We start from the raw sequence: 12,527 nt of genomic DNA on the forward strand, positions 1-12,527 counted from the left end.
CTATACCTTAGGTCAAATTGTTTCTGATTTTGTTATATCTGTCTTTAGATACATTTGACACCCATATTTAAGTATCAAAACTGGAGTGAAAAATTGAAAGTTTGCTAATAAAAACCTCTTAAGAGAACCGAAACAAATATTTTTACTAACTAATCATGGAAAGGATATAACACATTGAAAAATTCATTCAAGAAGATTTCAAGTATAGAGTGAAAGTAAAGTTGCAAATTAGTATTCGAATTCACATACAAAACCACCATAATCATTGCCATATCAATAAAAAGGCGGTACAAAATGCTATGCAAATTGTACCATGAATTACCTTGCAATTTATTAGTTTCTCCCTCTCAACCGAACGGGTTATCATTCTGTAAAGTGGTGGGGGGTATACTTCAAATGGCTCAATACTATTTACTAGATAATCGCTTGGGACTTTAACCATTGGTAAATACATAATTCCATTTTTTCATATTGGTGTTGTACTAAAGGACCAAATTTCCCCAGACATATTTCTAATATTTTTTCAACAGTATCCCTTTTATTTTTTTGGAAAGTTACAACTATACATAAATAATCGGTCAATTGATATCGGTCAAGGTGGCTTATGCTTTCTAACCATATCCATTTAAGTAAATCGGTAACTATATTTAATATGTAATCCTCAGAGAATTCTCTTCTCTTCAAATATTGAAACAGTAATGTTAGTTCTTCATTTAATTTATTTTTGTTCTTTTCAATATGATGAATAAAAACATCGCTTCTTATAGGCAATAGGACATATCCAATCCTCATTAAAGTCCCTAACTTTTCATAAAAATCATCAGTTGAAATTTCTTTTTTCAGCTGTAGATGGTATAAGAAATCAACAAGGTTAAAAGATTGAACAGAATAGTGCTCTTTACCAAGATCTCTAATTATTGTACTGTCGATTGCCAGTGAGAACGAGTTCTTTTTTGCTAACATCATTATATTGTCAATTAAAGGGACTGAACTACTTTGCTTCTTATCATTTAATGAATCATTAGTGATCACTTGACCGACCTTTATACAGTTCTCATTTAACCATTGAATAAATTTCTCTTGGTACTGAAGGGTCTGTTTTACATATTCTGAAGAGAATTCATGCATAACTATTTTCTCATTTTGATAAGATATCGTCTTTACACCATTCTCCTGAACCAGTTTTGTACGAGTATATTCCTCAAAGATTTTTTCGAATTGGTCCTGATAAATATATAAATTAAAACTTTTGCTTAACTTATCTAACAGTCCGATTTGGTTGAAACTTAGTAAGGTGAAAATATCACATAGTATATTATCGCTGCTTCTTATTGTCCTTATTCCCTTTTGTATTTCAATTAGTTCCCCAGTATACACCCATATATCAAGTGTTGGGTCATCAGCAATATGCCCCCAAGTTTCAAATAACCCTTTATCTAAAATGTCTGCATACAGCATCCCTGGAATCTTATATACTTTGTATAAATTTTGAGAATGTTCAGCTTGTGAAGCTGTCTTTTTCAAGACATTAGAAATTTCTTCTGATAGCTCTCCATTTTCCTCTAAAGCCTTGTGTTGTTCATATAACGGTTCTTCTTCTGGAAATTGTGTATGAAACTCCTCAAAAATTTTCTGATATGCATCTACCCATTCCTGTTCTGGATTTTCTACAAATTGTGTGAGTTGTAGGAAATTCCAAAAGTAAAATCTTAAAACTCTAGGAATGTTTTGCCCTGCGATATATGTTTTGTATGCATATTCTAAAGATTTTCTATATTGAGTCGCTTCCAAATAAGCAATACTTATTAAGTTATAGTCCTCAATATTTCCGTTCTTCTCCACCATTTGTTCTGCATTGGATAATGTTTGTAGACATTTCTTGGTTTCTCCAAGGTGAAATAAGCAATTTGAATATCTAAAAAGGTACTTAATATTCTTTGTTTCCTGGTAAAGACTCTTATAGTTTACTTTTGCAATTTCATACCACTGTAAGTTGAAATATATCGTTGTTGCCAAGTCAAATAAGAGAGTACTTTTATAGGGAACCTGCTCACCTTTGTAAAAAGATAGCAACTCTTCATACCTTCCTATTTGAAAAAGTGCATGGATATATCTATTAAAAAGAGATTCATGCATCATCCAGTGAGGAATCGTCGGAACTAGAGTTACTATTTTTTGATAGTCTTCTTTTTCTCCTCTGTTTTCATATGCTCGAATTAATTCTAATTTGACTTCAATTTGTGCTTCTCCATTTAGATTGATAACCCCCTTCTCTAAAAATTTCACTGCACTGTCCCAGTCATGTTGAAGCATGGCGTAATGCCCTTTATATATATCTATCTCATTTTCAGATTCTAACCCGTCTAACAAGTCATGAATTTCAGTATGTTTTAAAGACATAAACAGTGATTCGATTAACGTAAAAATGAACGAAATATATTCGCTGTCTTTCTTTTTTAAGTATAGTTGATTGTATTTTAATAAACTTACTGCTTTTTCTGGTAATCCTGAATCAATGTAAATTCTAGCAAAGAATATGATATCCTCAATATCCCAAAAACCACTTGAAAGCCTTTCTTTTAACAGCAATATTGCTTCCGACCAATTTTCATCCAAATAATAAGAGGTGATTAAGTTTTTAAAGTAATCTTTCTCTTCATGCTTTTTTTTATCGTACACTTTTCTATAATAAGTTGCAGCTTCCGTGAAGTTCTTCTTTCTAAAATATATACTTGCTCTTAATTCATTTATTCTTATTAACTGCCGTTCATTTTCATTTTCATATTCTATTTGATCTAATATTGGTATGACTTCTTCAAAGGTGTTATTTATGTTTGTATAGTCACTCTTCTCAGTTATCTGTTCCTCTTGTTTTAAAACGAGTGCCTCTACTTTCAGCATAAGCCAATCTCTTAATTCATTTTCATCTGTTAACTTCATATCAGTTAACTTTATTACCTCATCATATTCTTTTAAGAACAAAAACACTTGTCCTTTAAGAAAGTCATACTCATCTTCTTGTGACTCATTAATTAGCTTTGCTGCCATTTGTAACTCTTCCTGTTGAATATAGATATTGATAAGAATTTCATCATTTTTTTTTGATTTGCCTTCGTTACTTATAGCTTCTTGAATTAATGAAAGAGCTCCAGTTAAATCTCTTTGTAATAATTTGATCAAAGCTTCAGTTCTCTTTTTTCTTGCATCATCTTCACAAAGAGCAACAACTGTATAGAGATATGGTATAGCTTCATTTTCAAAGCCGCTTGTCATGAAACTTGTAGCAATAATCGCATTGAGTTCTCTCATATCCTCCTTCTTAAGATGTTTTTTTCTCAATCTATCTTTTGCTAATTCCCGTGCTTTAATTGTTTTTCCTTCGTTTATTAACTCATTTAGATCTTTATAACCAACAGTTTCCAAGGAACTCTTTAAGAGAAAATTTGTTTCTTCAACCTTATCGAAAACCTTTTCTTGCGACTTTTCCACTCTTTCAAAACCCTTATGAATAGCATCGTTTATCAACTGAACGTTACTTAAAATTTGCAAAAATTCCGGGTCCCAATATTTTTCTTTATAATCAATCAATTGGGATAGAATTAGCATAAAAAATGGAACTATAAAATCCTGCTGATTGGGGTAACGCTCCATATAAGGTATTAAGTTTAACCTATCTTCTTTGAATTGATCATATGACATACCTTCAATTATCCATCGAAATACTTCTGCACGGTTCTGCTTGTCTTCTAATAATTCATGAATCAAATCATCTGGAATTCCAACAGAAGTCTTTGCATCTGCTATTGCAGCTTCAAACATAAGCTTGGTTTTTTGGGAATAATTATCTTTTAACCATTTTACCTGCAAGTCTCTTACTACTTTTTGATTTTTAATGTGAGGTAACGAATATGAGAAAAGTAACGAGGCAAGTTTACTCGCAAGGTCCATGTAAATCATCCTCTCCATTCATTTTTCTAACAAGAAAAAAATAGTGGTCACGTACCGATGGCCTGACCACTATATCCAAGGTTTTAGGTTATTTTCTTTCCTCATAAACTCTCCCTGAATAAAGTTTTTCACATAGTAATTTTACTTAATTCATGTAACAATCCAGAAGCGATTAAACTACCAGATATCCCTTCAATTATATTTCTAATAGTTGACATCGATTCTCTTATAATCGAAGTCTCTGGTTTATTTGACTGCAATTGTTTTGAGATGACTGATAGTTCTACCTCAATGGTTTCCCTAGTAGTATTATCAAGTTTTAATTCGTTAAGGTTTTCTTGAAGTTTTAATAAAAAACTCTCGACTTTTTCCAAGTCCATTTGATTTATTTGAGTTTGTATCGAGTGTTGAGTATGTTGTTGAATTTGCACACCAGAGGTACTTCCATAGAAGTTGTTTACAGTGTAGCTTTGTTTACTAGCTTCTTGTTTTTCTTTCTCTGAGAATAATATCCCTTCTCCTAATATTCCGTCTTCTTCTAATTGAATTGACCAATCTAGAACAATTTTTCTAACTGTATCTATTATCTGCCTTGCTTGACTTTTACCGAAAATCACTCTAAATTCGGTTGGAAATCGACTGTTACTAATTCTTGAAAGTGTACTTTGTACGCTTGGCGATAACTGGATAATTAAATCTTCACCTCTGCCTTGCAATAGGTATTCGAGTTCTGTTATTGGCTGAGCAATACTATTATTTGCAATTTGGTCAAAAAGTTTTTCGTCTTCTATTATAACCGGCCTCCAACCATAATAGGGGTTGAAGAATTCGACCTTTCCGTATACATTTCTATAATTCGGTATATCATCTAGGCTTTCCTTATAGCCATCTAATTCTTGATTTACCCATAATGCAAAATCTTTTATTTTTAGCTTTCTAGCAATCACTAATGATTTTCTCAATAAATTTGAAATATCACTGATTGAACTCATTGCTTCTTTCTGAAGCTCTAGTACAATTGACTCCATAGATTTCTCACCTCTTTTTAATAAAACCCAGTTACGGTTATTATTCTACTTTTGGATAAATTCACGGCGCGCCCATAGGAGAGGGTAGAGTTAGACTGGACTTGCTCACAACTATTATTTGCAAAATTAGAGTTTTCGTATTTATATGTTTTCAAATAAAAATGGTAACTCGAACCAATGCATCTACTTTTTTAATAATAAGTTTATCTTTCATCAGTTAATATTGATGTGCTATCCTCATCCCTATTAATACTCTCTTTCAGCATCTTTGTTTATTACATATAGCTTTCCTACATAAAACAATTCTTGCATTCTAATCAAACTATTTAGTTTTTTTGTTTTATTGACTAATATGCAACTTGAATTCCAGCGGCTTTAAGATCTTTTAATATTGAAAAAGCTGCTTCTTCCACACTATTGTTTATTTTCTTATAAATGTATCCTGAAACATCATTTGGTAGAGTAACTCCGTCTTTATATAAACAACAAACTCTATTTCTACCTAACTTTGCAACAAAGTAACCAAATTCAAAGATAACATTTTGTCTTGCACGATACTCCAAATCTTTTTCGACATCGCTTTTTTCTTTATTTTCAGCTAAGTACCCAATATCATCTGGAGTCAGTAAAATTATTGCGTAACCAACTTCACTATGTTTCTCGAATTTTTCAATAATGGTTTGTCCTTCATCCGCTTGGCGGTGTAAAACTATTGGTTCTAGACCTAATTCTTTTAAAAAGATCTCGGCTTGATTTTTTGTAGAATCATCACGACCATGAACTAAAAATACTCTATTATCACCTTCTTGGATATTTGCTTCTTTTTTTGTAGAAGGTTTATAATCTATTAGTTCTAATCCAGCAATGATTGAGCCAAGAATGTAATCATGTGATGAATTAAACTGATCTGGCCCATTCCCTTTTATTCTAAATTCCTCATTTTTTCTAAACATTTCAAATACGGGACTACTTTTTCCGAATATATCCATCAGAACCGTTTCGACTCTTGTCTTCCATGCTATGTATACAGGTTTAATAGATTCAGGAAAACCATATTCACCTTTTGTAGAGAAGTTATCATAGTTAAAGTTCTGACCATTTCTAAGCAAATCTTCTAACAAAAACCTTAAGTTCATAATTATCCTCCGTTCAATTTATTTAGTACTATTTACGATATAAAGTTTGGTTTCAATCCCTAATACATTTAAGTAATATTTTACCATAAAATATTGCCTAAATTAGTAATTTATAAGAAATTGGAGTACTTAGAACACGAGTATCGGAGAGCAAATCCCAATTCATTAACGATTCACCTAGTCAATGGCCTACCCCCATTTCTGTAGTAACTTTTACATTATCTTATAATTTTTCTTGGCAACAACACTTGTAAATCGTGGTCTGACCCCCATCTCATTAACGCTTCACCGTACCGAGGGTCTGACCTCATTATCAATATCAAGCTGCCCAAAAACCACTAAAAGGGACAAGGCGCCCGCCTTGTCCCTTTTTAACACTATTCGCAGTGAACCTAACACACTCTCAACCATATATGTGCTGGTTCCCCCGCATATCTAAGCACGCAATAACGCTCCATTTGGCTCTTTTAACTCCTGCTCTACTATTTGATTCATCTTAGAGAAGTGGTCCAGAAATTGTTGTGCCAGCTCTTGTTCGTCCGTGTCACTTTTCAATGAAACGATGTCGCGCAGAATCTGAGCCATCCAGGAATTATCGAAATATCGGTACTTGCCTGTATTCCATGTCGTTTGTTGAGGGGATTTTTCATTGACATAGTACTTCCAGAAAGGCATCTGCTTCGATTCCTCGTCTGTCAGTTGGAGTCTGTAATGGGAATGGGCAGGAATATTTCCATCTTCACAAAGTTTCCCGATGAAATGATCCTTCACCATATAGACACCTAAGATGCGTCTGTCTTTTTCAGGCATGCCGGGATCGACCGCTGTCAGCAGGACCGCACTGTTTTGGTGTAAGCGACTGGGCTTGTTTGGCTTACCTTTATTCGTACCACTTTTTATTTCACCAGAGGAAACCGTCCAATCTGAAAAGGAACTACTCTGTTCTTCCGAATCGCACCTGTAAACCATCTGAGATTCGGGATGAAGTTTATGATTTTTCATACTTTTTTCATGACCCACTCGAAGCTCCTGGTTTTTTCTTTGCCGTGCCTTTTCCTCTTCTTTCTGCATTTCTTCCTCTTTGAGTTCCATTTCCTGCTCGTGTAAAATTTTTTCAAGTGAATTAGCAGCACTTTTATCATGCAGTTTCAAGTGCTGTCCAAATACATCCGGGTAAACAAATTTTTTATTTTCCGAGGCGAAATGGATTTCAACTACCGTATCATTATGATTCACGATGCTTCCAATACCAAACCGCTCATGTGTAACTTTCTTATTGATTAAATTCAATATATTAGTCCTCCTTGTATTATAACTCGGGTACTATTGCCAAAAAGCTCACAAAAACTGTTTGAATTTCCCTTCGGAATAAATAAGATATATAACTAAACGTTCAATGTAAAAAATCACCAGATAATAATCATACCATTTTTTTGATAAAAATACAACTTTAGCATTGACAGACTATTTTATTGAGAGGTAAAATGAAGTTTTGTTTAAATCTAGATGATTGGTACAACCCTGATTTTCTATCATTAAGCCGGTCAATTCCAGAATCATCACACCACATTTTTTACAGACATCCCCATCCAATAGTGATCTGAAAAACAAGGCGACCTCCAACTCATTTGGAGCAAACGTAAACAAGAAAAGCTGAATTCTTTTCTCCATACTTTTATAAACAAGTGAAAAAACCTCATTCGTGCAATGCACGAATGAGGTTTACCACCACAATTTATTCTGAAGAGTCTTCTATATTCTCCTCCGTCACCAACTTCAACGGCACCGGAATCTTCTTCTCAACCTTCTTACCCTGCAACACATCAGCCCCAGCCTGCACGGCCAACGAACCAATCTTCTCAGGCTGCTGAGCGACAGTCGCAGACAGGTTACCATTGCGTATGCTAGTCATCGCATCTTCATTTCCATCAAATCCAACGACTAACACATCACGACCTGAACTCTGGATCGCCTGCAGTGCTCCCAATGCCATTTCGTCATTATGAGCAAACACCGCTTTGATATCTGGATTCCCCTGGATCAGGTTTTCCATTGTATTCAAACCTTCCGTACGATCGAAGTTCGCCGTCTGCTTGGCCACGACATCGAGCTTTTCATCAGCGATGTTGTGGAACCCGGCTCCACGCTCACGAGTGGCGGATGCTCCAGGAACACCTTCAAGTTCTGCAACCTTGGCTCCTTCACCAAGCTGTTTAACAAGATATTCTCCGCCCATTTCCCCGCCTTTTTCGTTATCCGAGCTGACGAGTGTGGCGACGTCTCCTTTTTCCGCTGAGCGGTCAAGGGTGACGACGGGGATTCCCAGGCTGTTGGCGGATTGGACTGCGGTCGAGATGGCCGCTGAATCCGTCGGGTTGATGAGTAAGACGTTGACGCCCTGCTGGATGAGGTCTTCTACGTCATTGATCTGTTTGGCGGCGTCATTCTGTGCATCGACGACGACGACTTCCATGCCTTGTTTCTTTGCTTCGTCTTCTACCCCGTTTTTCATGGAGACGAAGAATGGGTTATTTAGAGTTGAAACGGATAGTCCGATTTTGATGTCTTCCGGGTTCGAGCTTTTAGTTGGCTTTGCCCATTCCGGCGGCTGCAGGGAGCAGGCGCCTAGGAATAGGAGTGATAGACTGATTAGTAGTAACCATGCTTTTTTCATAGTATCCCTCCTACGCTGCTTTCTTTCGGTCGATGAGAACCGCGATGATGATGACGACACCCTTTACGACCATTTGGAAGAAGGATGAGACGCCGAGCAGGTTCAGACCGTTGTTTAACGTTCCAATGATGAGTGCACCGATCAGTGTTCCGACGATCAGTCCGCGTCCGCCTGACAGGCTTGTCCCGCCTAGGACGACGGCTGCGATGGCATCGAGTTCATAGGATGTACCCGCTGTCGGCTGGGCTGAATTCAGGCGTGACGTCAGGATCGCTCCTGCAAGTGCTGCCAGTAAGCCGGCCAGGGAGTAGATCATCACTTTGATGCGTGGTACTTTGATCCCTGAAATCAGGGCTGCTTTTTCATTTCCACCGATGGCATATGTTTTTCGGCCGAACGGGGTTTTATGCAGGATCACCCACAGTATCGCAAACGTCAGGATCATTGTGACGGCCGGTACAGGGATTCCAAGGAAGTATCCTCTTCCGAACAGTTGGAAAGCATAGCTATCGCCAAGTCCTGTGATGGGGTTTCCGTCGGTATACACAAGCGTCAAACCGCGGAACATGGTCATCGTTGCAAGTGTGGCGATGAATGGTGCCATTTTTCCTTTTGTGATGAGTAGTCCGTTGACCATTCCCATCACTGCTCCAAGGATACAGCCAATCAGGATGGCTAGAATCGGGTCGATTCCCGATACCATCATCCCGGCCATGAGGGCACTGGATAAGGCGAGGATCGAGCCGACGGATAAGTCAATTCCTCCGGTCAAAATGACGAAGGTCATCCCGTAGGCAATCAGGGCGTTGATCGCGACCTGTCGTAATAGATTCAATAAGTTCAAGGGTTCTAGAAAACTAGGGTTGATGATGGATACGGTCGCAATCAGCACAAACAGTCCGAGTAGTGGACCGAGCTTTTGCATCAGATTGCCGACGTGATTCGTTTTGAGTGCGTTATTCATGTGCGTGACCTCCTGTCGCCAATGTCATGATTTTTTCCTGTGTGGCTTCTTCCTTTGATAGCTCTCCTGCGATGGTCCCTTCATGGACGACGAGGATGCGGTCGCTCATTCCGAGTACTTCCGGCAACTCGGATGATACCATCACGATCGCGACGCCGCGGTCGGTGAGCTCGTTCATCAGCTGATAGATTTCCCGTTTCGCCCCGACATCGACTCCCCTTGTTGGTTCGTCGAGGATGAGCACCTTCGGACCGATCCCGATCCATTTGGCGATGACCACCTTCTGCTGGTTCCCACCCGAAAGGTTCTTTGCGTGAGTCCGGGCTGATTCAGTTTTGATCGTCAGCCGTTTGATGAGCATTTCCACAAAGTCCTGCTCGCTTTTATCGTTGATCAAGCCTTTCTTCGTGAAGCTGTAGAGGCTTGGAAGGGCGATATTATCCTTCAGGGAAAAGTCGAGGACGAGTCCTTCATCCTTCCGATCCTCGGTGATGAATCCCAGACCGAGTTTCACCGCCTGATCGGGTGTTTTAATGGTGACCGGTTTCCCATTTACGATTATCTCGCCTTCATAACGGCCGTCGAGTCCGAAGATGGTACGCATGATTTCCGTGCGGCCTGCCCCCATCAATCCTGACACGCCGACAATCTCTCCTGAGCGAACTTCGAAGCTTACTTTTTCAAAGAGTCCCTTTTTCGTCAGGTTCCTGACTTCAAGCATCGTTTCTCCTGGCTTTGGTTGGCGTTTTGGAAATCGGTCGGTCAATTCACGTCCAACCATTTTCTTCACGACCTCATCGAAGTTCGTCTCGGGGATCGGCGTCGTATCCACCGTGCGTCCGTCCCGCATGACTGTGATCGTGTCACAAATCGTGAAGATCTCTTCCATCCGATGGGAGATGTACACAATCGACACGCCGGCTTTCTTTAGCGAGCGGATGACGGTGAAGAGCGTCTCGATTTCCCGGTCCGTCAATGCCGCTGTCGGCTCGTCCATGATGATGACTTTCGCATCCGTCATGAGTGCTTTGGCAATCTCGATCATTTGCTGCTGCCCGACCGAGCACTGTCCCGCTTCTTTTGTGAGAGGGATGGAAATGTTCAGCTTTTCAAACTGCTCATCCGCAACCGCTTTCATTTTTCTCGTATTGATGAGACCGAATTGTGTAACCGGTTCCTTATTGATGAACAGATTCTCAAGGACGGTCATCTCCGGCCAGACGTTCAGTTCCTGATGGATGAAGGCAACGCCGAATTCCTCGGCCTGCTTCGGATTATCGAACGTCATGTCCTTCCCGTCGATGGTGATTGTTCCCTGATCCTTCTTATGAAGACCCGTCAGGATGTTCATAAGGGTCGACTTTCCGGCACCGTTTTCTCCCATCAGGGCATGGACTTCACCTTCCCCGATCTCGATGTCCACGCCTTCTAGAACCTGATTCGTTCCAAATGCTTTATGGATATTCTTCATGCTGATCTGCATGCTACTACCCCCTTTGTTTTAAAAAATGACTCCCGCGTGAAGGATGCAATTCGCGTACGGAGTGACTTCCCCCGTGCGGATGACGGCCTTCGCCTTATGGGTTTCTTTCTTGAAGTCTTCATGGGATACATACTGGATCCCGTCAAACCATGAGGTCATTTGTTCTTTAACCCCTTTATTTGTTTCGACTTCTTCAGCTAGCGTGACGGTTTCAACAACCATTTCTTCCTTTAACAGTTCGACCACGTCAAGGAAGGAAGGCTCTCCCAGTTTCAATGCCAGGTCGATTTTCACAACGTCTGACGGAATCGGGAGACCGGCATCGGCCACGACGATTGTATCCGTGTGGCCGAGATCGGCAAGTATTTTTGCTATGTGACTGTTCAAGATGCCATGTCGTTTCATTCTGCCAGCTTCCTTTCCACTTCGTCTCTTGTCGGCATTCCGCCCTGTGCCCCGAATCCAGTTACAGAAAGGGATGCTGCGCGGTTTGCGAATCGGAGACTTTCTTCCATTGTTTGTCCTTCAGCCACGGCGGTACCGAATGCGGCGTTGAAGGTATCGCCTGCTCCAGTCGTATCAACGACTTCGACTTTGAAGGAAGGAACCATGATTTCTTTTGTTCCGTTATGATAGCGGACTCCCGCTGCTCCTTCAGTGATGATGACTTTGTCAGGATATTGTTTCAGTGCATCTGACGGATTCATTCCGTTGAAGAGTACATCTGCTTCATGTTCATTCGGTGTCAGGTAGCTCGCGCCAACGATGACATTCTGTGAAATCTTTCGTGCCGGTGCCGGGTTCAGTAGCAGTGGGACTTCAATCTTGTTGCACAGGTCTGCCACGTACTCGACCGTTTCCTCCGGGATTTCCTGCTGGATCATGATGAGATCACATGTTTTGAGGAAATCGGCTGTTTTCTCAACGTACTCTGGTGTCACAAGATCATTGGCGCCTTTTACGACGACAATGCTGTTGTCCCCTTCAGCAAGGATGATATGAGCGGTTCCGGATCTCTGACCTGTAACCGGTTCCACATAGTCGGTATGAACACCGTTGCTCTTGAAGTTTTCTAAAATCTCTTGGCCATACGGATCGTCTCCTACGCATCCGATCATGTAAACTTCTGCCCCAAGTCTTGCTGCTGCAACGGCCTGGTTAGCGCCTTTTCCACCGGGTACCGTGTCGAAGCTATCGCCCAATACCGTTTCCCCTGCACCGGGGCGTTTCGCTGATGTGACCACCAGATCCATGGATGAACTGCCGATTACGGCAATTTTCGCTTTTTTCATCT

At 39.9% G+C, this 12,527-nt stretch carries 9 protein-coding genes; all 9 read right to left on the reverse strand.

Features of this window, described 5'->3' with window-relative positions; all coding sequences use genetic code 11:
• Positions 1 to 414 precede the first annotated feature (414 nt).
• Complete coding sequence (locus tag P8596_RS18125) at positions 415 to 3,948, reverse strand: tetratricopeptide repeat protein (RefSeq protein ID WP_279724546.1); 3,534 nt, start codon at positions 3,946 to 3,948, stop codon at positions 415 to 417.
• Between the two features lie 128 nt (positions 3,949 to 4,076).
• Positions 4,077 to 4,976, reverse strand: coding sequence for an AbiTii domain-containing protein (locus P8596_RS18130; RefSeq protein ID WP_279724547.1), 900 nt, complete (start codon positions 4,974 to 4,976; stop codon positions 4,077 to 4,079).
• A 347-nt stretch (positions 4,977 to 5,323) separates the two neighbouring features.
• The gene (locus tag P8596_RS18135) at positions 5,324 to 6,112 is read right to left on the reverse strand and encodes a TIR domain-containing protein (RefSeq protein WP_279724548.1); all 789 of its coding nucleotides are present in this window, start codon (positions 6,110 to 6,112) and stop codon (positions 5,324 to 5,326) included.
• A 435-nt stretch (positions 6,113 to 6,547) separates the two neighbouring features.
• The gene (locus tag P8596_RS18140; RefSeq protein WP_279724549.1) at positions 6,548 to 7,402 is read right to left on the reverse strand and encodes a malate synthase; all 855 of its coding nucleotides are present in this window, start codon (positions 7,400 to 7,402) and stop codon (positions 6,548 to 6,550) included.
• A 445-nt stretch (positions 7,403 to 7,847) separates the two neighbouring features.
• On the reverse strand, positions 7,848 to 8,786 hold the full coding sequence (gene rbsB / locus P8596_RS18145; RefSeq protein WP_279724551.1) for a ribose ABC transporter substrate-binding protein RbsB: 939 nt from the start codon (positions 8,784 to 8,786) through the stop codon (positions 7,848 to 7,850).
• Positions 8,787 to 8,796: 10 nt separating this feature from the next.
• Entirely contained in the window at positions 8,797 to 9,750 is a 954-nt protein-coding gene (gene rbsC, locus P8596_RS18150; protein WP_034756545.1) for a ribose ABC transporter permease RbsC, read from the reverse strand.
• On the reverse strand, positions 9,743 to 11,233 hold the full coding sequence (locus P8596_RS18155) for a sugar ABC transporter ATP-binding protein (RefSeq protein WP_279724553.1): 1,491 nt from the start codon (positions 11,231 to 11,233) through the stop codon (positions 9,743 to 9,745). The genes rbsC and P8596_RS18155 overlap by 8 nt, the downstream gene beginning before the upstream one ends.
• A gap of 18 nt (positions 11,234 to 11,251) precedes the next feature.
• Complete coding sequence (rbsD, locus tag P8596_RS18160) at positions 11,252 to 11,638, reverse strand: D-ribose pyranase (protein ID WP_279724555.1); 387 nt, start codon at positions 11,636 to 11,638, stop codon at positions 11,252 to 11,254.
• Positions 11,635 to 12,525, reverse strand: coding sequence for a ribokinase (gene rbsK, locus P8596_RS18165; protein ID WP_279724556.1), 891 nt, complete (start codon positions 12,523 to 12,525; stop codon positions 11,635 to 11,637). Before rbsK ends, rbsD begins: the two co-directional genes overlap by 4 nt.
• Positions 12,526 to 12,527 lie beyond the last annotated feature (2 nt).

The sequence above is a fragment of the Rossellomorea sp. DA94 genome (assembly GCF_029834455.1).
In the GTDB taxonomy this organism is placed as follows: domain Bacteria; phylum Bacillota; class Bacilli; order Bacillales; family Bacillaceae_B; genus Rossellomorea; species Rossellomorea vietnamensis.

What these genes read in the sequence shown, in the direction of transcription:
- P8596_RS18125 (WP_279724546.1), bottom strand. Translation starts at nt 3,948, where the DNA reads ATGGACCTTGCGAGTAAACTTGCCTCGTTACTTTTCTCATATTCGTTA.
- P8596_RS18130 (WP_279724547.1), bottom strand. Translation starts at nt 4,976, where the DNA reads ATGGAGTCAATTGTACTAGAGCTTCAGAAAGAAGCAATGAGTTCAATC.
- P8596_RS18135 (WP_279724548.1), bottom strand. Translation starts at nt 6,112, where the DNA reads ATGAACTTAAGGTTTTTGTTAGAAGATTTGCTTAGAAATGGTCAGAAC.
- rbsB (WP_279724551.1), bottom strand. Translation starts at nt 8,786, where the DNA reads ATGAAAAAAGCATGGTTACTACTAATCAGTCTATCACTCCTATTCCTA.
- rbsC (WP_034756545.1), bottom strand. Translation starts at nt 9,750, where the DNA reads ATGAATAACGCACTCAAAACGAATCACGTCGGCAATCTGATGCAAAAG.
- P8596_RS18155 (WP_279724553.1), bottom strand. Translation starts at nt 11,233, where the DNA reads ATGCAGATCAGCATGAAGAATATCCATAAAGCATTTGGAACGAATCAG.
- rbsD (WP_279724555.1), bottom strand. Translation starts at nt 11,638, where the DNA reads ATGAAACGACATGGCATCTTGAACAGTCACATAGCAAAAATACTTGCC.
- rbsK (WP_279724556.1), bottom strand. Translation starts at nt 12,525, where the DNA reads ATGAAAAAAGCGAAAATTGCCGTAATCGGCAGTTCATCCATGGATCTG.